This is a genomic window from Ramlibacter alkalitolerans, assembly GCF_016722765.1.
Taxonomy (GTDB): domain Bacteria; phylum Pseudomonadota; class Gammaproteobacteria; order Burkholderiales; family Burkholderiaceae_C; genus Ramlibacter; species Ramlibacter alkalitolerans.
Map to the genome: position 1 here is coordinate 63,353 of NZ_JAEQND010000020.1, position 19,383 is coordinate 82,735.

15 protein-coding genes and 2 pseudogenes are annotated in these 19,383 nt (G+C 71.1%); 7 read left to right on the top strand and 10 right to left on the bottom strand.

The features are described 5' to 3' along the window. Positions 1–6 precede the first annotated feature (6 nt). Complete coding sequence (locus JI746_RS26230) at positions 7–798, top strand: exodeoxyribonuclease III (RefSeq protein WP_236600157.1); 792 nt, start codon at positions 7–9, stop codon at positions 796–798. Positions 799–802: 4 nt separating this feature from the next. Here JI746_RS26230 and JI746_RS26235 read toward each other — a convergent pair whose 3' ends face one another. From JI746_RS26235 to JI746_RS26245, 3 genes are all read right to left on the bottom strand, one after another. After that, positions 803–1,168 carry a hypothetical protein gene (locus tag JI746_RS26235; protein ID WP_201693267.1) on the bottom strand — a complete coding sequence of 122 codons (366 nt, stop codon included), beginning with the start codon at positions 1,166–1,168 and terminating at the stop codon, positions 803–805. A 125-nt stretch (positions 1,169–1,293) separates the two neighbouring features. Beyond that, positions 1,294–1,482: a hypothetical protein gene (locus tag JI746_RS26240; protein WP_201693268.1), complete on the bottom strand. Its 189-nt coding sequence runs from the start codon at positions 1,480–1,482 to the stop codon at positions 1,294–1,296. Beyond that, entirely contained in the window at positions 1,482–2,522 is a 1,041-nt protein-coding gene (locus tag JI746_RS26245) for an AraC family transcriptional regulator (protein ID WP_201693290.1), read from the bottom strand. The genes JI746_RS26240 and JI746_RS26245 overlap by 1 nt, the downstream gene beginning before the upstream one ends. A 211-nt stretch (positions 2,523–2,733) precedes the next feature. Between JI746_RS26245 and JI746_RS26250 the strand changes: the two genes are divergently transcribed. From JI746_RS26250 to JI746_RS26260, 3 genes are read left to right on the top strand one after another with little or no spacing between them, the layout of a single operon-like run. Next, entirely contained in the window at positions 2,734–3,870 is a 1,137-nt protein-coding gene (locus tag JI746_RS26250) for an acyl-CoA dehydrogenase (RefSeq protein WP_201693269.1), read from the top strand. A 43-nt stretch (positions 3,871–3,913) separates the two neighbouring features. Next, positions 3,914–5,209 (top strand): acetyl-CoA hydrolase/transferase family protein, encoded by a 1,296-nt coding sequence (locus JI746_RS26255; protein ID WP_201693270.1) that lies wholly within the window; start codon positions 3,914–3,916, stop codon positions 5,207–5,209. A 60-nt stretch (positions 5,210–5,269) separates the two neighbouring features. Continuing rightward, a complete protein-coding gene (locus JI746_RS26260) occupies positions 5,270–6,478 on the top strand; it encodes an acetyl-CoA C-acyltransferase (RefSeq protein WP_201693271.1) in 1,209 nt (402 codons plus the stop codon). 48 nt (positions 6,479–6,526) lie between these two features. Here JI746_RS26260 and JI746_RS26265 read toward each other — a convergent pair whose 3' ends face one another. Then, positions 6,527–7,375, bottom strand: coding sequence for a cupin domain-containing protein (locus JI746_RS26265; RefSeq protein WP_201693272.1), 849 nt, complete (start codon positions 7,373–7,375; stop codon positions 6,527–6,529). A gap of 67 nt (positions 7,376–7,442) precedes the next feature. On the opposite strand from JI746_RS26265, the gene JI746_RS26270 reads away from it, so the two are divergent. Beyond that, on the top strand, positions 7,443–10,148 hold the full coding sequence (locus JI746_RS26270) for a TIR domain-containing protein (protein WP_201693273.1): 2,706 nt from the start codon (positions 7,443–7,445) through the stop codon (positions 10,146–10,148). 51 nt (positions 10,149–10,199) lie between these two features. Here the strand turns inward: JI746_RS26270 and JI746_RS26275 are convergent, their stop codons facing one another. Genes JI746_RS26275 through JI746_RS26285 form a run of 3 tightly spaced genes read right to left on the bottom strand, consistent with a single transcriptional unit; the run spans position 10,200 to position 13,819 of the window. After that, entirely contained in the window at positions 10,200–11,297 is a 1,098-nt protein-coding gene (locus tag JI746_RS26275; RefSeq protein ID WP_201693274.1) for a phospholipase A, read from the bottom strand. Between the two features lie 57 nt (positions 11,298–11,354). Further along, positions 11,355–11,750: a hypothetical protein gene (locus JI746_RS26280; protein WP_201693275.1), complete on the bottom strand. Its 396-nt coding sequence runs from the start codon at positions 11,748–11,750 to the stop codon at positions 11,355–11,357. After that, the gene (locus tag JI746_RS26285; protein WP_201693276.1) at positions 11,747–13,819 is read right to left on the bottom strand and encodes an ATP-dependent helicase; all 2,073 of its coding nucleotides are present in this window, start codon (positions 13,817–13,819) and stop codon (positions 11,747–11,749) included. Before JI746_RS26285 ends, JI746_RS26280 begins: the two co-directional genes overlap by 4 nt. 114 nt (positions 13,820–13,933) lie before the next feature. Here JI746_RS26285 and JI746_RS26290 point away from each other — a divergent pair, with 114 nt between their 5' ends. Beyond that, entirely contained in the window at positions 13,934–14,908 is a 975-nt protein-coding gene (locus tag JI746_RS26290) for an AEC family transporter (RefSeq protein ID WP_201693277.1), read from the top strand. 9 nt (positions 14,909–14,917) lie between these two features. On the opposite strand, the gene JI746_RS26295 is transcribed toward JI746_RS26290, so the two are convergent. Both JI746_RS26295 and JI746_RS26300 read right to left on the bottom strand, forming a co-directional pair. Continuing rightward, positions 14,918–16,177, bottom strand: a complete 1,260-nt coding sequence (locus JI746_RS26295; protein ID WP_201693278.1) for a phospholipase D-like domain-containing protein — start codon at positions 16,175–16,177, stop codon at positions 14,918–14,920. A gap of 86 nt (positions 16,178–16,263) precedes the next feature. Further along, positions 16,264–18,069 (bottom strand): annotated as a pseudogene (locus tag JI746_RS26300) (carboxyl transferase domain-containing protein); the annotation flags it as partial. A gap of 89 nt (positions 18,070–18,158) precedes the next feature. On the opposite strand from JI746_RS26300, the gene JI746_RS26305 reads away from it, so the two are divergent. After that, positions 18,159–19,172, top strand: a complete 1,014-nt coding sequence (locus tag JI746_RS26305; protein ID WP_201693280.1) for an asparaginase — start codon at positions 18,159–18,161, stop codon at positions 19,170–19,172. Positions 19,173–19,253: 81 nt separating this feature from the next. Here JI746_RS26305 and JI746_RS28435 read toward each other — a convergent pair. Next, positions 19,254–19,383, bottom strand: a pseudogene (locus JI746_RS28435) (IS30 family transposase); the annotation flags it as partial.

Consider the following 19,383-nt stretch of genomic DNA (forward strand, 5'->3'; position numbering starts at 1 on the left):
AAATCCTTGTTCAAACTGACCAGCCTGAACCTCAATGGCATCCGCTCGGCGGCCAGCAAGGGGGTCGAGGCGTGGCTTGCACAGACCAGCCCGGATTGTATTTGCGTGCAGGAGGTCAAGGCGCAGGCGCCGGACGTGCAGGGCCGGTACGACGCGCTCGCCGGCCTCAAGGGCCACTTCCACTTCGCGCAGAAGAAGGGCTATTCCGGCGTCGGCGCCTTCAGCCGGCACGAGCCGAGCGACGTGATCGTCGGTTTCGGCTGCGAGGAATTCGACGCCGAGGGCCGCTACGTGGAGCTGCGCTTCGACACGCCGCAGCGCAAGCTGTCGATCATCAGCTGCTACTTCCCTTCGGGCTCCTCCGGCGAGGAGCGCCAGCAGGCCAAGTTCCGCTTCCTCGACGTGTTCGATCCGCACCTGGCGGCCCTCAAGCAGCAGCGCGAATTCGTCCTGTGCGGCGACGTCAACATCGCGCACCAGGAAAAGGACCTGAAGAACTGGAAGGGCAACCGCAAGAACAGCGGCTTCCTGCCGGAGGAGCGGGCCTGGATGACGAAGCTGCTGTCCGAGACCGGCCTGGTGGACGTCTACCGCCACCTGCAGCCGGACACCACGGAGGACTGCTACACGTGGTGGAGCAATCGCGGCCAGGCGTATGCGAAGAACGTGGGGTGGCGGCTGGACTACCAGGTCGCGACCGCCGGCGTGGCGCAGACCGCGCGGGCGGCTTCGATCTACAAGGCGGCGCGCTTCAGCGATCACGCGCCGCTGACGGTGCACTACGAACTGGCGCTCTGAGCGCTCAGTAGCCGTAATAGCCGTAGCCCGGGTTGTAGTAGGTCGCGGGCGGCGGGTAGTACACCGCCGGCGGCGGCGGGGTGTAGCTGTACGCGTTGGACGCCTGCCCCACCAGGGCGCCCGCGAGCGCCCCCAGCACCAGCGCGCCGACGACGTCGCCGTCATCGCGGCGATCGCGGTACGCCGGCCCGTAGTAGCGCGGGGCGACATAGCGGTTGTTCTGCGCCCAGTGGCCCCTGGCCGGCTCGGCGCGCTGGTGCTGCCAGGCCTGGCGCGCGGCGTGGTCACGGTGGTTGTCCCGGGCGAAAGCGGACACCGAGCCGAGGCCCAGGGTGGCGGCGACGGCGACGGCAACGAATCTGGTCTTCATGGACTGCTCCTTCTTGGTAGGGAGCAGGTCGGTGCGCATCGGGCCCGGACAAGGAGGGGACAGGCAAAGCTGCCGTAGACCTCGTAACGGAACGCAAAGGGACGAGCCACGGCGCCCGCCGCGAACTACACCCAGCGCGGGACGGCTTCGGCGGTGTCGCCGATGTCGACCAGGCAAGCCACGACTTCATGGCCCGGCCCGCGCAGGCGCTGCAACTCCGCATCGATGAACGCTTTGACCAGGTCCGGGCTGAGGCCGGGAACCGCGACGCCGGCCGCGGCGGGATCGAGTCCGAGGGCAAGGACGGCGGCCATCAGGGAGTTTCGTCGCTGTCGCCGGGTGACGCTGCCGCGCGCCGGTAGCTGCCCGGGCTCACCCCGGTCCACTTCTTGAAGGCGCGATGGAAGGCGCTGGGCTCCTGGAAGCCGACGCGCTCGGCCACTTCGGCGATCGCGAGGCTGGGCCCCGACAGCAGTTCGATGGCGATGTCGCGGCGCAGGTCGTCCTTCAGGCGCTGGTACTTCAGTCCCTCGGCGTGCAGGCGGCGCTGCACCGTGGTGTTCGACATGTGCAGCACGCGCGCCAGGGTGTCGAGTTCGGGCCAGTCCTGCGGGGCCTGCGCGCGCAGGCGGTGCCGGATCTGGATGCTGAGGCTGGCATCGTTGCGGTACTTCACCAGGAGGTTGGCGGGCGCCTCGCGCAGGAAGGGCACCAGGCTCGCTTCCGTCTCCACCACCTTCAGGCCCAGCAGGTTGGCATCGATGCGCACCTGCGTGATGGGAGCATCGAAGCTCGCCGTCTCGCAAAAACGCGTGCGGTAGTCCGCGGTGTCCTCGGGTTCGGCGCAGCGGAAGCGCGCCTCCAGCAGCGGGATGCGCCGGCGCACCAGCCAGCACGCGAGGCCGTGAACGAGCATCAGCCACGTCGCGTAGGTGAACATGCGGTTCGGCGCGGCGCCGCGGTCATGCACCACGATCCAGGCGTCGTCGCCTTCGCAGCGCAGCTCGCCGTGCAGGTCGTCCAGCACCACGCGCAGGAAGGTGAACATGCGCTGCAGCGCATGGCCCAGCGTGTGGCAGCTCAGGGCGGCGTGGCACAGCAGTCGGAAACTGCCGCGGCGCATCGGGTGCGTGTCCATGCCGAAGAACTCGTCGTCCATCGCGTCCGCCAGCACGGACCACAGGCACGCATACGTGGCCGCGGGAACGCGGGCCCGCCTGGCCTCCAGCAGCGCGGGCTCGATGCCGGCCTGCTGCACGAGGGCGGGCAGGTCCAGGCCCCGCTCGGCCGCGACGAGGACGGCCTCGCGCACCAGGCCCACGGAGATCGTTCCCTTGTCAAGCCCCTCGGTCATGGGTACGGCGTTCATGCAGGTGTCCAAATCCGTCGCGACGAATGAAGCGAGCGGGCATTGGCCGCCCTGCGGGCACTCCCTAGGATCATCCCCATTGCGCCATGACGCCGCTCGTCGCGGACTCCATTTTCCGGGATACGGCAGCCGGCTGGAAGTCCGCGCCTGCATCGTCACCGGCGCTGCCCGATCCACGATCGCCCCGGAGCACGCCATGATCCCCACCCCCGAACAGCAGATGATCCGCGAGGCCATGCGCCAGTTCGCGCAGGAGCGCCTCGCGCCCAACGCGGCCCAGTGGGACCGCGAACACCGCTTCCCGAAGGAGGCGCTGCAGGAACTGGCCGGCCTGGGCGCGATGGGCATGGTGGTGCCCGAGGAGTGGGGCGGCGCCGGGCTCGACTACGTCTCGCTCGTGCTCGCGATCGAGGAGATCGCGGCCGGCGACGGCGCCACCTCCACCATCGTCAGCGTGCAGAACTCGCTGGCCTGCGGCATCACGCTGAAGTACGGCACGCCGGCGCAGAAGGATCGCTACCTGCGCCGGTTGGCGAGCGGCGAGTGGCTCGGGTGCTTCTGCCTGACCGAGCCGCAGGCCGGCTCGGATGCCTCCGCCCTGCGCTGCCGCGCCGTGCGCGAGGGCGACCACTGGGTGCTCAATGGCACCAAGCAGTTCATCACCAGCGGCAAGCATGCGCAGGTGGCGCTGGTGTTCGCCGTCACCGACAAGGAGGCCGGCAAGAAGGGCATCTCCTGCTTCCTGGTCCCGACCAGCACGCCGGGCTACGTCGTCGCGCGGCTGGAAGACAAGATGGGCCAGCATGCCTCGGACACGGCGACCATCGTGCTGGAAGACTGCCGCATCCCGGCCGACCACCTGCTCGGGCGCGAGGGCGACGGCTACAAGATCGCGCTGTCGAACCTGGAGGCGGGCCGCATCGGCATCGCCGCGCAATCCGTCGGCATGGCGCGCGCGGCCCTCGACGCGGCGACCCACTACGCGAAGGAGCGCATCGCCTTCGGCGTGCCGATCATCGAGCACCAGGCGGTGGCGTTCCGGCTGGCCGACATGGCCACCCAGGTCGAGGCGGCGCGGCAGCTGACGCTGCATGCGGCCACGCTCAAGGATGCCGGCGAGCCCTGCCTGAAGGAAGCTTCGATGGCGAAGCTGTTCTCATCGACGATGGCCGAGCGCGTGTGCTCGGATGCCATCCAGGTCCACGGAGGCTACGGCTACGTGAGCGACTTCCCGGTGGAGCGCATCTACCGCGACGTGCGCGTGAGCCAGATCTACGAAGGTGCGTCCGACATCCAGCGGCTCGTGATCGCGCGCGCCGTGGCGCAGGGCTGAGAAGCCCGCGCCGCCGACGAGAGAGAGAACACAGGAGGAAGCCATGTCGATCCAGGAGCAATACCGCCAGAAGCGCCGCGCGGCGCACGACGCGGTGAACGAGGTGCAGGACAACGACGTCATCGTCGTGCCGACCGGCGTGGGCGAGCCGCCTGCGCTGCTGAAGGCGCTGTCGGAGCGGCGACGCGAATTCCAGGGCGTGTGCGTGGCGCAGATCCTGCCGATCGGCCGCTACGGCTACTTCGACCCCGAGACCGTGCACAACGTGCGGCACATGGCCTACTTCCTGGGCGGCGCCTCGCGTGCCGGGGCCCAGCAGGGCTGGATCGAAACGCTGGCGGCCAACTTCTCGGAGCTGCCCGAGCTGATCCGCCGCGGCCTCACGCCGGCCGACGTGGTGTTCAGCCTCGCCTCGCCGATGGACGAACACGGCTACTTCTCGCTCAGCCTCGGCACCGACTACACCATGGCCGCCGTCGAGCGCGCGCGCGCCGTGGTGCTGGAGGTGAATCCGAACGTGCCGTTCGCCCACGGCAACTGCCACGTGCACATCTCGCAGGTGGCCGCGCTGATCGAAAGCGAGGCGCCGCTGGCGGAAGTGGGCCTGCCGACCATCGGCCCCGTGCAGGAGGCGATCGGCCGCTACGTCGCCGACATGATCGAGGACGGCTCGACCCTGCAGATCGGCTACGGCGGCATCCCCGACGCCGTGGTGATGCAGCTGAAGGAAAAGCGCGAACTGGGCGTGCACACCGAGATGATGGGCGACGGCCTGCTGTCGCTGATCGAATGCGGCGCCGTCACGAACCGGGCCAAGACCTACCTGCCCGGGAAGGCGATCGCCACCTTCGCGCTCGGCTCGGCCAAGCTGTACCGCTCCATGCACCGCAACCCGGGCTTCGAGATGCACCCGGTCGACTTCACCAACGACCCCTGGCTGGCGGCACGCAACGACAAGCTCATCTCGGTCAACGCCACGCTGCAGATCGACCTGTTCGGGCAGTGCGGCTCGGAGTCCCTCGGCCCGGTGCCTTACTCCGGCACCGGCGGCCAGACCGACTTCGTGCGGGCCGCCAACCGGTCCGCCGGCGGCAAGTCCTTCATCGTGCTGCCCTCCACCGCCAAGGAAGGCCGCATCTCGCGCATCGTCGCCACGCTGGAGCCGGGCACGCTGGTGACCACCAGCAAGAACGACGTCAACTACGTCGTCACCGAATACGGCGTCGCGCAGTTGCGCGGCAAGACGATGCGCGAGCGCGCCCTCGCACTGATCGCCATCGCCCACCCGGACTTCCGCGGCGAACTGCAGCAACAGGCGGCGCGGCTCAAGCTCCTGTAGACCGCCTTCCCTCCCGATCGCAACCTTTCGCGCCGGCAGCACCGGCGCGCGGAGATCCTCATGCCCCGTTCCAGCACCCGTCACGACCCGGTCGTCATCGTCGGCGCCGCGCGCACCCCGCTCGCCGCTTTCCAGGGGGAGTTCGCTTCCCTGACTGCCCCGCAACTCGGCGCGCATGCCATTCGCGCGGCGGTCGAGCGGGCCCGGCTCGCACCCTCCGAGGTCGACGAGCTGCTGCTCGGATGCGTGCTGCAGGCCGGGCTGGGGCAGGCGCCGGCGCGCCAGGCCGCACTGGGCGCCGGGCTGCCGCTGTCCACCGGCTGCGCCACCGTCAGCAAGGTGTGCGGCTCCGGGATGAAGGCCACGATGCTGGCGCACGACCTGCTGCTGGCGGGCAGCCAGCGCGTGGTGGTCGCGGGCGGCATGGAGAGCATGAGCCAGGCGCCCTACCTGCTGCCCAAGGCCCGCGCCGGCCAGCGCCTGGGCCACGGCCAGATGCTCGATCACATGTTCTTCGACGGCCTGGAAGACCGCTACGGCGAGGCCACCAACGGTCGCCTGATGGGCACCTTCGCCGAGGACTGCGCGCGCCATTTCGGCTTCACGCGCGAGCAGCAGGATGCCTTCGCCACCACCTCCACGCTGCGGGCCCAGCAGGCCGCGCGCGACCGCCTGTTCGACTGGGAGATCGCGCCGGTGCCGGTGGCGGCGCGCGGCGGCGAGCGCCTCGTGGCGCAGGACGAGGCGCCGCTGAAGGTGCAGCTCGAGAAGATCGCCGGGCTCAAGCCCGCCTTCGCGAAGGACGGCACCGTGACTGCCGCCAATTCGAGTTCGATCTCCGACGGCGCGGCCGCCCTGGTGCTGATGCGCGAGTCCACCGCGCGCGAACTGGGCGTGGCCCCGCTGGCGGTGGTCCTGGGCCATGCGACGCACGCGCAGGAGCCGCGCTGGTTCACGACGGCACCGGTCGGTGCCGTGCACAAGCTGCTGGGCAAGGTCGGCTGGGAAGTCGCCGACGTCGACCTGTGGGAGGTGAACGAGGCCTTCGCCGTCGTCACCATGACGGCGATGCGGGAGCTGTCGCTGTCGCACGAGCGCGTGAACGTCCATGGCGGGGCCTGTGCGCTCGGGCATCCGATCGGCGCCTCGGGCGCGCGCATCCTCGTGACCTTGCTCGCGGCCTTGCGCCAGCGCGGCCTGCAGCGCGGCGTGGCGACGCTGTGCATCGGCGGTGGAGAGGCCACCGCGCTGGCGATCGAACTGGCCTGACGGCGCGTCTCCGGCGCGCGCCTGCAAGGACGGCACGCGCCGGGAGAACTATGGCTCGCCGGCGAGCGCGTCGTCGACGTGGCAGGTGCTGCGCTTCATGCCGTCGCGCAGGGCCGCCGGCCGCTTGATGGTGCCGCTGCGGTCGTCGAACTCCGCCACCGCCAGGTCGAGGGCGCCGCGCCGTTCGTGCTCCTCCACGGGGAGCCAGGGCGCACCGAGCGCGGCCCACTGTGCGTCGGTCAGCTGCAGTTCGCCGGTCAGGAAGATCTGGCGGTCGGCCGGGCCGTCGGGAAACGACGCCTCGAGCACCAGCCCCCCATCCCCCACGCGGCACAGTCCGTGCGCCATGGCGGGGTCGAACACGAGCAGGTCGCCTGGCGCCAGCGCCAGTTGCACGCCGGCGTGCGGCATCACGAACTCCACATCCGCAGCGTCGAGCACGAGGATCCAGAACAGGCAGCGCGACCAGTGGCCGCGCACGTCGTTGTGGAAGCCGGCGCCGCGCGACGCGAGGTAGTCGATGCGCTTCTCGACGCTGCTGCGGCAGGCCTCGAGCTCGTCGCCCAGCACGCCGGTGCGCTGCAAGGCGGCGGCCAGGCGCGCGGCCAGGCCGGCTGCACCCGGTGCGTCGGCGGCCAACTCGGCCAGCGTCGTGTTCGCGTAGGTGACGTCCGAGAAGGCCTCGATCTCGACCCGCGCATAGCCCGTGGCAGCCAGGCGCGCGAGCGAGTCCGCATCGAGCAATCCGCCGCGCACGACGTGGACACGTTCATGGGGTGCGCGGGCGTCGAAGGCGTGGCCGGGCTCCTCGCTGCGGACGGCGAAGGCACGAAAGCGCGGCGGCACGGCACACGGGCGCGCGGCGATGACGCGATGGGCGGGAACGCAGCCAGGCATCGCAGCATTGTCCCAGCGTACCTGGCTGGCCGTTCGATCTTCCGGGCCGTGGTGACAGAATGAACGGGTGACGACACCGCTGCCGCGCGTGCTGCGCCTGATTCGCTCGCCTTCGCGCGCGATCGACCGGCTGTTCGGCTACGACGTGTTCGTCGCGCACCGGCGGGCCGATGCCGCGGGCTACGCGGCACTGCTGGTCGAACGCCTGGACCGGGAAAAGCTGTCCACGTTCATCGACGTGCGCGAGTACGGTCCGGGCGACGAGCTTTCCGCGGCGACGCTGCGCCACGTCCGCAAGGCGACGATGCTGGTCGTGCTCGGCTCGCCGACGATCCTCGAGCCGCGCGACCCCGACTGGGTGTTCGGTGAGATCGACGCCTACATGGCGGCCAACAGCGGCGAGTCGCTGCGCGTGCTGCCGATCGACTTCGGCGCGACGCTGGCCGGCGCCACCGGGCGATCCGCGATCGCCGACCGGTTGCGCGACGTGATCCGGCTGGAGCAGCCGCTCGCGGCCTTGCACGAGCCCCCCTCGGACGGCGTGGTCGACGCGATCGCGCGCCAGTTCCGCAACCGGCGCCGCGACCGCGTGCGGCTGCGCGTTTTCCAGGGCATTGCCGCCGTGCTGTCGGCGCTGCTGGTGGCGTCCCTCGCCGCCGGCTGGCTGGCGAACAAGGCCCTGGCCGATGCGCGGCGCAACCTGGCGGCGAACTACATGACCGCCGCCAACGCGCGCCTGGACCTCGGCTTCCGCGACGAAGCGGCGGCCCTGGCCGCGGAGGCGCTGCGCCACCGCGACCAGCCGGAGGCACGCCGCCTGATCACCGAGAACCCGCCGCTGGACCTGTCGCACGTCGTCGCCGCGGACGACGTCAGTGCGTTCGCGGCCGACGTCGACCTGGCGCGTGGACGCTGGGTGGCCGCGGGCTACCAGGGCCGACTGTCGCTGCTTGGGCTCGGGGCCGGGCAGGCGCGCCGCGACGTGCGGGTGGGTAAGGTCGACCTCCATGCGGTGGCGTTTTCGCCCGACGGCGAGCGCCTGCTGGTCGGCGACGATCGCGGCCAGGTGCATGTCCGCGTGGCGGCCGACCTGGGCCCCGCGCCGTGTGCCGAGTTGCCGCGCTTTTCCGGTCGGGTCTCCGGGTTCGCCTTCCTCCCCGACACCGCAGGCCCGCTGGTGATCGCCGGCAAGGCGATCTACGCGCTCGACCTGCAGGCGGGCTGCCCGGCGGGTGCGCCGCGCGAGCTGTATCGATCGGACAGCGAAATCATCGAGTTCGTGGTCGACGCGCCGCGCCGGCGCATCGTGGTGGCCGAGCACGACGGCCTCGCCGTCGTGACGCTCGACCTGCGCGAGCCGGCGCCCGCCCGGCACGTTGCCCTGCCGATGCCGCCGGGGCGCAGCGAACGGCCGCAACCCGCGCGCATCGCCTTGCAGCCCGGCACCGGCAAGCTGTGCGTCTTGACGCTCGGTGGCGACGAACTCGTTTTCCTCGACGAGCAGTTCGCGCCCACCACGCCGCTCGGCCAGCGGCCCTTCGGGACCGGCAAGGCGCCGCTGGGCGTCGGACTGTTCCAGTTCGATGCCGGCGGCGAGCGCCTGCTCGTCTCCGGCGACGGCGTGCTGCTGCTGTGGTCGATGGACCCGCGCCGCGCCCACCGGCGGCTGCGGCTGCCCGCCTCCGCGGTGCTGCTGCGCGACGACACGATCGTGGCGCTGGGCGACCCGGCCCAGCGCGCGCCCGGTGCGCCCCAGGTGCTGCGTCGCTTCGCCATCGACCCGCCGTTCCAGGCACCCGTGGCCCTCATGGGTTCGCAGGCTGGCGCGAAGCCGCAGGTGCGCCGGCTCGAGCCGTCGCCCGCGGGCGCCAGCGTGCTGGCCGCCACCGCCGACAGCGGCGTGCTGGCCTTCGAGTTCGCGAGCCGCAAGGTGTCGCAGGCGGCCGCGCCCGGCGCCGGCGCCGAGTGGGCCGCACGATCCGCCGACGGCCGCCGGATCGCCGTCTTCGGCGCGGGTGCCGAGGTCGAACTGTGGGAGGCCGGACGCCTGCTGCGCAAGGCATCGTTCCTGCCGCAGAGCCCGACCGGCCTGTATTCGGCCGCGTGGCTGAGCGATGGCGGCGCGCTGGCCGTGGGCGGCGGCTGGACCGCGCCGCTGCTGCTGCCGGCCGACGCCGGCCGGCAGCCCCTGGCCGCTCCGACCGCGCTCAGGCCCGAGGTCCGCAACCTGGTGGCGGGCCCCGAGGGCAGGGTGCTGGTGCAGGCGCAGGGCACCTGGACCTGGGACACCGCCAGCAACCGGATGCAGCCAGTCGACCTGGTCGGCACCGATGCGCTCGCGCTCATGGACCTCGCCCGCTGGGGCGCGGGCGGGGTGGCGGCGCTCACGCGCAAGGGGCTGTTCCTCTGGGAATGGCGCAGCGGCGGGCGGCTGGAGCGGGTGGCCAGCGTCGACATTGGCGGCGACCGCATGGTGGTCGCCGCCGATGGCCGCCGGCTGGCCCTGTTCCAGCGGGATCGCCTGGCCGTGCACGACCTGCCCTCCGGCGCCTTGCGCGCCGTGCTGCCCTTTGCGGGCGACGTCTACACCGCGGCGTTCTCCGCCGACGGATCGATGCTGCTCGGGGGCTCGCGCAGCGCGCCGTTCATGCTGTGGTCCCTGCACGCGCTCGACGCTGCGCGCGAGCAGGTCGCCGACACGGTGCAGCGTGCGAGCGGGCAGGTCCGGGCCGATTTCAGCCTGGCCCTGCCGGCGCCCGCAACGCCGAAGTAGTTTCCTGGCGCGCGAGGGCCGGCGCCAGCGGCTCACCCGCACCGTCCGCCGCTACCACTCCACCAGGCTCAGGCCGATGCTGAACACCGTGCGGCTGCGGTTGTAATCGAGCAGCGTGTCGCCGTAGCCGCTGAAGACCTGCGTGTGCAGCTGCAGCCCGCTGGGCGGTCCTTCGCCGGTGTCGCCCAGCGTGCGGAACCACTCCAGCCGCAGCGATCCGCGGCCGCGGGCCCGCAGCGCATGGCGGGCGGTGGCGGCGAACAGGTTGCGGCGGCTGTTGCGCCACACGGCCCGCAGCTCGCCGCGGCCGATGAAGTCGCTGATGCCCGGGTTGTCGTCGTTGGCCGCGTCCTCGTGCAGGCGGCGCCAGACGCGCGCCTGCAGTTGCAGCCGGTCGTGCTCGGCGCCGGCCATCAGGTAGACGCGGTTCCAGCTGCGCGACAGCGGCAGCGACTGGCCGTTGGACTGGTGCACGATGCCCAGCCCGCCGAAGCGCACGCGCCAGCGATCGGCCTGCGGCGTCTGCAGCGGCAGCACGTAGATGAATTCCGGCTCGTGGTCCGTGCTGCGGAAGGGGCGCGACAGCCCCGGCGTGAAGATCTGCCAGTACGACTGCTGCGAGTACGCGAACCAGAGGGAGTCGATCGCGTCGGGGCGGCCGACGAGCAGGCCCTGCGCGATCTTCGCCCGCACCGACAGTTGCAGGCGCGTCTCGGTGGTCCGGTAGTCGAGCGAAGTCGTGGCGGTGTTGCGCGGGTTCTCCGAGCTGGGCTGGCGGTTGATGGTCGCGGCGCCGACCAGGTCCAGCGAAATGGGGCGGTAGCCGCGCAGGCCGAAGGTGCCGCAGTCCGCGCCGGGCTCGAGCTCCCAGAAGCGCGAGAGCTCCGAATAGCGGGTGTCGTGGCAGCCTTCCGAGGCGGTGAGCGAGAAGCCGCGGCGCGGCGGCGGCTCGGTCAGCGGCGCGGCCGCCGCCGTTTCGGGGGCAGGGGGCGCGGGCGCCCGCTGGCTCTTGGCCCAGGCGTCGAAGCAGGCCAGGCGCTGCACGCCATCGAGCACCGCCGTGCAGGCCTGCCAGTCGGCATCTCGCTGCTGCGCGGCGGCAGTGCAGGGCAACAGGACGGCGGCCAGGCAGGCGATCAGGATGCGCATCCGCGCAATGCTAGCGAGGCCCGCGGGCACTGGGGCACGTCCACGCGGCGCCGCTTGCTAGTCCTTGCGCAGCACGAAGTCCCTGGCCTGCGCATCGCGCTCGGCCTTCCAGCTGCCGCGGATCTCGCGCCCGCACGAGCCTTCCACCACCTCGCCCAGCCAGGTGGCCGCGATGTGGACGCCGTCGGCGGATTCCTCCAGCGTGAACTCGCCATCCTCGACGTCGCCGGCGAGCTTGCTGCGGTCGCCGTTGCGGTTGATGGTGCCGCTGACGCTTTCCGCATAGAGCGCGTGCTTTTCCAGCAGCAGGGTGCCGGCGTGACCCTGGCCGCTGAACTCGGCCCGCCAGAGCCCGAACAGGTGCGCCGCCGTGACTTCGCTGGCGTGCGGGCATGGGACCTGCGCGATCGCCGGGCCGGCACAGGCGATCAGGGCCAGGGCGAGCGCCCTCATGCGGCACCGGGCGTGGCTGCGGCCGCTGCCGCCTCCGCGCTCTTGCGGGCGAACTCGGCCCGCAGGGCCCGGAGTTTCTCGCGCGGATCTTCCTTCGTCGTCGCCTTGTCGAGCGCCATCTCCGCGATGAAGCGGCTCGGCTGGGCGGCGACCATCTCGCGGCCCTTCTTGCGCTTCTTGCTCCAGCTCACCACCAGGGAGCGCTGGGCGCGCGTGATGCCCACGTACATCAGGCGACGCTCCTCCTGCAGCCGCTGGGCGAAGGATTCGCTCACGACGCCGCCGTCGGCGTCCTCCGGCTTGAAGGGCAGCATGCCCTCCACGCAGCCGGCCAGGATCACATGCGGCCATTCCAGGCCCTTGGAGGCGTGCAGGGTCGACAGCGTGACCACGTTCTGGTCCTTCTCGCGCTCGCTGATGGTGGACAGCAGCGCGATCGTCTGCGCCACCTCCAGCAGCGTCTTGCGCTCCTGCGCCATGCTCACGCCGGCGGCGTCGTCGATCTCGCCGCCGCAGCGGGCCGCCATCCACTCGCAGAAATCGAGCACGTTGGTCCAGCGCGCGGCCGCCACCTTCTCGTTGTCCTCGCTGTCGTACAGGTGCTTCTCGTAGCCGATGTCCTTGAGCCAGTCGGCCAGGAAGGCCTTGGCCGCCTCGGCGCCCACGGTGTGGCGGGCGCGGAACTCGAGGTCGTTCACGTAGCGGCCGAATTCGTGGAGGCTGCCCACGGCGCGCGCGCTCAGCACGCTGCCCAGCGAAGACGAGAACAGCGCCTCGAACAGCGACAGCTTGTACTGGCTGGCGAACACGCCCAGTGCCTGCAGCGTCTGGTGGCCGATGCCGCGCTTGGGCGTGGTGACCGAGCGCAGGAAGGCCGGATCGTCGTCGTTGTTGACCCACAGGCGCAGCCACGCGCACAGGTCGCGGATCTCGGCACGGTCGAAGAAGCTCTGGCCGCCGGAGACCTTGTACGGGATCTGTGCCTTGCGCAGCGCCTGTTCCAGGACGCGGGCCTGGTGGTTGGCGCGGTACAGGATGGCGAAGTCCTTCCAGTCCTTGCCGGCGCCGGACTCGCGGATCGACTGGATGCGGCGCACGGCGCGCTCAGCCTCGTGCTCCTCGTTGTCGCAGTCGATCACGCGCACCGGCTCGCCCTCGCCGAGTTCCGAGAACAGGGTCTTGGGGAACAGCTTCGGGTTCGGCTGGATGACGTTGTTGGCGGCGCGCAGGATCGCGCTGGTGGAGCGGTAGTTCTGCTCCAGCTTGACGACCTTGAGCGTCGGATAGTCCTTGGGCAGCCGGCGCAGGTTGTCCAGCGTGGCGCCGCGCCAGCCGTAGATCGACTGGTCGTCATCGCCCACGGCCGTGAAGCGCCCGCGCTCGCCCACCAGCAGCTTGAGCAGCTCGTACTGGGTCGCGTTGGTGTCCTGGTATTCGTCGACCAGCACGTGACCGAGCTTCTTCTGCCACTTCTCGCACACCTCGGGGAAGTCGCGCAGCAGCTTGAGCGGCAGCCCGATCAGGTCGTCGAAGTCCACGCTCTGGTAGGCGGCCAGGCGTTCCTCGTAGCGCGCCATCACGGTGGCCGTCACGCGCTCGTTGTCGTCCTTGGCCTGGGCCAGCGCCTGCGCTGCGTTGAGCCCCAGGTTCTTCCACAGGCTGATCGCCCACTGCCACTGGCGCGCCGTGGCCGCATCGGTGGTGCCGCCGGCGTCCTTCAGGATGCTGGTGACGTCGTCGGAGTCGAGGATCGAGAATTGCGGCTTGAGGCCCAGCACCTTGCCGTCCTCGCGCATCAGGCGCACGCCCAGCGCGTGGAAGGTGCAGATCACGATCTCCTTGGCGGGCCGGCCGACCAGCGACTTGGCGCGCTCGCGCATTTCGGCCGCGGCCTTGTTGGTGAAGGTGATCGCCGCGATGCGGTTCGCCTCCACGCCGGTCTGGATCAGCCGCGCGATCTTGTGCGTGATCACGCGCGTCTTGCCCGAGCCCGCGCCGGCCAGCACGAGGCACGGCCCATGCAGATAATTCACGGCTTCTTGCTGGGCGAGGTTCAGGCCGGCGGACATCGGGAGGGGACAGCGGGAGAGCGCCGAATCATAAGGTCTGGGACGCGCCGCGGCGGCGCGGCGTCGCGAAGTCCGCACATCGGCGCGGTTGCAGTTGCAGGGACAATACGCCCCGTGCTAGACGTCCTGCTCGTCACCTTCCCCTTCTTCGCCCTGGTGCTCGCCGGCTACGTCGCCGCCCGCCGCCGCATGCTGCCCTTCGAGGCGATCGGCGGGCTGAACGGCTTCGTGCTGTATTTCGCACTACCCTGCCTGCTGTACCGCTTCGGCGCCAACACGCCCATCGCGCAGATGCTGGACCCGGCGGGGATGGTGGTCTGGATCGCCTGCGCGCTGCTGATGGTGGCCGGCACCGTGAAATTCAGCCTGAACGAGCGCATCCGCTGGAACGATGCCTCCTTCGGTGCGCTGGTTGCCGCGTTCCCGAACACCGGCTTCATGGGCGTGCCCTTGCTGGTGGCGCTGCTCGGGCCGCGCGCGGCCGGGCCCGCGATCCTCACCATCCTGATCGACCTGGTGATCACCAGTTCGCTGTGCATCGCCCTGTCGCGCCTGGACGGCGCCGACGAACACGGCGCCGCCGAAGCCGCGAAGAAGGCGCTCAAGGGCGTGGCGCTGAACCCCATGCCGTGGGCGATCCTGCTCGGTGGCATCGCGTCGGCGGTCGGCCGCAAGCCGATCGCGCCGGTGATGAACACCATCGGCCTGCTGGCGGACGCAGCCTCGCCGGTGGCGCTGTTCACCATCGGCGCCGTGCTGGCGCGCTCGCAGGCGGTGGCCGCGGCCGGCGAGCACGGGCCGATGCCGGCGCGCGACTTCGTACCCGTGGCGCTGGCCAAGCTGCTGGTGCATCCCGTGCTGGTGTGGTGCCTCGGCATGGCGGCGCGCGCCGCCGGCCTGCCGCTGGACCCCTACACGCTGACGGTCATGGTGCTGGTGGCGGCCCTGCCCAGCGCGAGCAACGTGTCGCTGCTGGCGGAGCGCTTCGAGGCGGACACCGGTCGCATCGCGCGCATCATCCTGCTGACGACTGCGGCGGCCTTCCTCACGTTCTCGGCGGCGGTGGCGCTGCTGCCCACCGGGCGCTGATCGCGGCCTTCACAGCACCGGCGCGAGCCACGAGGTGACGCGTTCGCGCACCTTTTCCAGCAGCGGGCGGCTGCGCCATTGCTCCAGCGTGAAGGGCTTGCAGCGCCGCAGGTCGTTCTCGAACACGCGCGTGAGCTGGGCAGCGAACTTCGCGTCGTACACGTTCAGGTTCGCCTCGTCGTTCAGGTGGAAGGAACGCGGATCGAAGTTGGTGGAGCCCACCGAGACCAGCAGGCCGTCGACGATGATCGTCTTGCAGTGGTACATGGTCGGCTGGTACACGTGCATCTCCAGGCCGGCCTCCAGCAGTTCGCCCCACAGCGCGCGCGACGCGTGGCGCACGGTCTGCGTGTCGATGTGCCGCCCCGGGGTGATCACGCGCACCCGCACGCCGCGGCGCAGCGCCGCGACCAGCGCGAGCCGCGCCATGTCGTCCGGCACGAAGTAGGCGCTGGCGATGTCGATCGTCTTCACGGCGGCGGTGATGGCGATCAGCACCATCAGCTGCATGCTTTCGCTGCCGCCGCTGGGCGAGCTGTGGAACATCTGCGCCTGCTGCTCGCCCACGGGCTGCAGCGGCGGGAAGTAGGCGCCGCCGTGCAGGATGCGCCCGCTCGCCTTGCTCCAGTTGGCCAGCATCACGCCCTGCATCTGCGCGACCACCGGCCCCTCGACGCGGTAGTGCGAGTCGCGCCAGTGCTCTTCGTCCTGCGCGTGCCCGGTCCAGGGCGGTGCGATGCCCACGCCGCCGGTGAAGCCGATGCTGCCATCGACGATCAGCAGCTTGCGGTGCGTGCGGTTGTTGATGCGGCCCAGGTTGTACCAGCGCAGCGGATGGAAGCGGTACACCTCGACGCCGGCGGCCTTCATCGCTTCGACCAGCCGCTCCTCCACCTTGATGCTGCCCAGCCAGTCCAGCAGCACGTGCACCTTCAGGCCGGCGCGGGCGCGCTCGGACAGCGCCTGCGCGAACTCGTCGCCGATCTTCCCCGACCAGTAGATGAAGGTCTCGAACAGGATGGTGCTGCGGGCGCCGCGGATCGCCTCCAGCATGGCGGGAAAGATCTCGTCGCCGTTGTGCAGGGCCTGCACCCGGTTGCCCTCCACGATGCCGGGCCCCAGCAGCATGCCCATGGCGCGGAAGAACTGCGGGTCGTCCACCGGGTACTGGTGCTCGATCTCGTGCGAGACGCGCCGCTCGCCCGTGGCCAGGTTCACGTACAGGAGGGCGGCGATCAGCGCGAGGAAGATACCGAGGGCGACGAACATGCAGCGGACGCGACGGGGCCGAAAGCCGCGATGCTAGCGCCGCCGCGCTCGTCCGGGGTGCGATCGGCCGCAGGGGCCGCGGCGGCCTACCAGCTGTCGACCGCGCAACCGCGTGCCGGCGCCGCGCGCGCTGCGGTCAGGCCGCGGACCAGCCAGGCGCGCGTCTGCGCGGGGTCGATCACGGCATCGATCTCCAGCGTCGCCGCCAGGTTCATCGCCTGTCCCTCGGCGTACTTCTGCGCCACCAGCCGCTCGAACAGCGCCTCGCGCTGCGGGCCTTCCGGCACCGCCTCCAGTTCCTTGCGGTAGCCCAGGCGTACCGCGCCTTCCAGGCCCATGCCGCCGAACTCGCCGCTCGGCCAGGCCACGGTGAACTCCGGCGCATGGAAGCCGCCGGCCAGCATCGCCATCGCGCCCAGGCCGTAGCCCTTGCGCAGCACGATCCCGAACAGGGGCACGCGCAGGTGCGCCGCCGCGATGAACAGGCGGCTGGCGTGCCGCACCTGCGCCCGCTCCTCGATGGCGGGGCCGACCATGAAGCCGGGCGTGTCGACCAGGCTCACGACCGGCAGCCCGTGCGCGTTGCACAGTTGCAGGAAGCGCGCCGCCTTGTCGGCGGCGTCGGCGTCGATGGCGCCGCCCAGGTGCAGGGGATTGCTGGCCAGCAGTCCCACCGGGCGGCCTTCGATGCGGCCGAGCGCGGTGTGGATGCCGGCGCCGAAGCCGGTGCGCAGTTCCAGCAGCGATCCGATGTCGGCGATGCCCAACAGCGCGGTGCGGCTGTCGTACACGCGCAGGCGGTTTTCCGGCACGACCTCGCGCAGCGCCAGCGCATCGGGCGCCTGGTACTGCGCGACGGAGCCCTGGAAGTAGCCGAGATAGCGGCGGGCAGCGGCGCCGGCCCCGGCCTCGTCGTCCACCAGCACGTCGATCACGCCGTTGCCGTGCTGCACCGGCGCCGGACCGATCTCCTGCGGCTGGAACACGCCCAGGCCGCCGCCTTCGACCATCGCGGAGCCGCCCATGCCGATGTTGCTGCCGCGCGTGGCGATGATCACGTCGCAGCATCCGAGCAGCGCCGCGTTGCCGGCAAAGCAGCGGCCGGCGGCGACGCCGATCACCGGCACTTGGCCGTTCAGGCGCGCGAAGCTGGCGAAGGTCGGCACGTGCAGGCCGGCGACGATGGGCATGTCGACATCGCCCGGCCGGCCGCCGCCGCCTTCGGCGAACAGCACGACCGGCAGCTGGTGCTTCAGCGCGATGCCCAGCAGCCGGTCGGTCTTCTGGTGGTTGCGAAAGCCCTGGGTGCCGGCGAGCACCGTGGCGTCGTAGGCCATCACGACGGCCTGCGAACGCTCCGGCGGGAACAGGTTGCCGTTGATGCGGCCGATGCCGGTGACCATGCCGTCGGCGGGCGTGTTGCGCGCCAGGTCTTCCGCGCTGCGGCGCCGGCTCTGCGCCGCCACCGCCAGGGCGCCGTATTCGCTGAAGCTGCCGGGATCGCAGAGGTCTTCGATGTTCTCGCGCGCGCTGCGCAGGCCCAGTGCGTGGCGCTTCGCGATGGCCTCGGGGCGGGCGGCGTCGAGCGTGAGGGCGTGGCGCTCGACCACCCGCCGCAGGTCGTCCCGCATGCCTTCCTCCCTCCCCCTCCGGGGGAGGGCCGGGGCGGGGGCGCTCCCCGCCGGCTCCTGCGCCGCCTCGATCACGAGCAGCACCTCCCTCTCCTTGACCGTCTCGCCCTGTGCGAACAGCCGTTCCCGCACCTTCCCGTCCGCCGGCGCCCGTACCTCGTGCTCCATCTTCATCGCCTCGAGGATCACGAGCACGTCGCCGGCGCGCACCGCATCGCCGGGCGCGACCAGCCACTGCACCACCTGGGCCTGCAAGGGGGAGCGGAGTTCGGTCATGCGTGGATTGTGCGGTGGGCAAGGGCCTGCGACCGTCGATGCCGCGACAGGCGCGGCCGTCGCACAATGCGGCCATGCCATCGCTCGTTCCCCTGGTCGAAACCTTCCGCGGCGGCACGCGCGAAAACGTGCACTTCGGCGCCATCGCGGTCACGGGCGCGCACGGGCAGGTGCTCGCCCACGCGGGGGACCCGCACTGGACGACGTTCACGCGCTCCACGCTCAAGCCGCTGCAGGCCCTGCCTTTCGTGCAGGCCGGCGGCGTGCGGCACTTCGGCCTGAGCAGCGCCAACCTCGCCCTGCTGTGTGCCAGCCACAGCGGCGAGCCCATGCACGTCGAGCAGGTGGACCAGATCCTCGCCAAGACCGGCATCGGCTACAAGCGCCTGCAGTGCGGCTGCCATGTGCCCTACTACGCGGAGCTCGGGGGCTGGCCACCGCCCGGGCCGGGCAGCTACGACGAGCGCCACCACAACTGCAGCGGCAAGCACAGCGGCTTCCTCGCCTGGTGCGTGCAGCATGGCCAGCCGACGGACTCCTACCTGGAACCCTCGCATCCGCTGCAGCAGGCGATCCGGTACACCGTCGCCGAGGTGGTGGGCCTGCAGCAGCACCAGCTCGCGATGGGCATCGACGGCTGCTCGGCGCCGAACTACGCGATGCCGCTCGCCTGCCTGGCGCGGGGCTTCGCCCGCCTGGGCACCGGCGGGCGCGACACCCGCTTCGGCGAGAGCTTCGCGCTGCTGGCCGATGCGATGACGGCCCATCCCGAGCTGGTTTCCGGCACGGGCCGCAACGACCTGGCGTTCATGACGGTCGGAGGCGGCGACTGGGTCACCAAGGTCGGCGCCGAAGGCGTGCAGGTGGTCGCCAGCCGCAGCCGCGCGCAGGCCCTGGCGATCAAGATCGCGGATGGCAACAAGCTCGCGCTCCATGCAGCGACGGTCGAGGCGCTGGACCAGCTCGGATGGCTGGATGCGCAGCAGCGCGAGGCGCTGCGGCCCTGGCGCAACGAGACGATCGCGAGCATCCGCGGCGCCCCGGTGGGGGAGCGCCGTGCGGTGTTCAGCCTGTCAGGCGACCTCTAGCCGTCCTCCGCGCGCACGTTCGACCCACGGACGCACGCAGCAGCGGCGTAGCCGTCATCCCCGCGCAGGCGGGGGGCGGTCTCAACCCGTCAATGCAACGGTGGCTGCCAGCCTTTCGGCTGGTGACTCGAATCCCAAAGTCTCTCTGGGACGTGTATTGAGCTTTCTGGCGACCTGGTCTAGCTGCTCCTGCGTGTACAGAGACAGGTCG

What these genes read in the sequence shown, in the direction of transcription:
- JI746_RS26235 (WP_201693267.1), bottom strand. Translation starts at nt 1,168, where the DNA reads ATGAAGACCAGATTCGTTGCCGTCGCCGTCGCCGCCACCCTGGGCCTC.
- JI746_RS26280 (WP_201693275.1), bottom strand. Translation starts at nt 11,750, where the DNA reads ATGAGGGCGCTCGCCCTGGCCCTGATCGCCTGTGCCGGCCCGGCGATC.
- JI746_RS26255 (WP_201693270.1), top strand. Translation starts at nt 3,914, where the DNA reads ATGTCGATCCAGGAGCAATACCGCCAGAAGCGCCGCGCGGCGCACGAC.
- JI746_RS26245 (WP_201693290.1), bottom strand. Translation starts at nt 2,522, where the DNA reads ATGACCGAGGGGCTTGACAAGGGAACGATCTCCGTGGGCCTGGTGCGC.
- JI746_RS26265 (WP_201693272.1), bottom strand. Translation starts at nt 7,375, where the DNA reads ATGCCTGGCTGCGTTCCCGCCCATCGCGTCATCGCCGCGCGCCCGTGT.
- JI746_RS26250 (WP_201693269.1), top strand. Translation starts at nt 2,734, where the DNA reads ATGATCCCCACCCCCGAACAGCAGATGATCCGCGAGGCCATGCGCCAG.
- JI746_RS26240 (WP_201693268.1), bottom strand. Translation starts at nt 1,482, where the DNA reads ATGGCCGCCGTCCTTGCCCTCGGACTCGATCCCGCCGCGGCCGGCGTC.
- JI746_RS26285 (WP_201693276.1), bottom strand. Translation starts at nt 13,819, where the DNA reads ATGTCCGCCGGCCTGAACCTCGCCCAGCAAGAAGCCGTGAATTATCTG.
- JI746_RS26295 (WP_201693278.1), bottom strand. Translation starts at nt 16,177, where the DNA reads ATGTTCGTCGCCCTCGGTATCTTCCTCGCGCTGATCGCCGCCCTCCTG.
- JI746_RS26260 (WP_201693271.1), top strand. Translation starts at nt 5,270, where the DNA reads ATGCCCCGTTCCAGCACCCGTCACGACCCGGTCGTCATCGTCGGCGCC.
- JI746_RS26275 (WP_201693274.1), bottom strand. Translation starts at nt 11,297, where the DNA reads ATGCGCATCCTGATCGCCTGCCTGGCCGCCGTCCTGTTGCCCTGCACT.
- JI746_RS26305 (WP_201693280.1), top strand. Translation starts at nt 18,159, where the DNA reads ATGCCATCGCTCGTTCCCCTGGTCGAAACCTTCCGCGGCGGCACGCGC.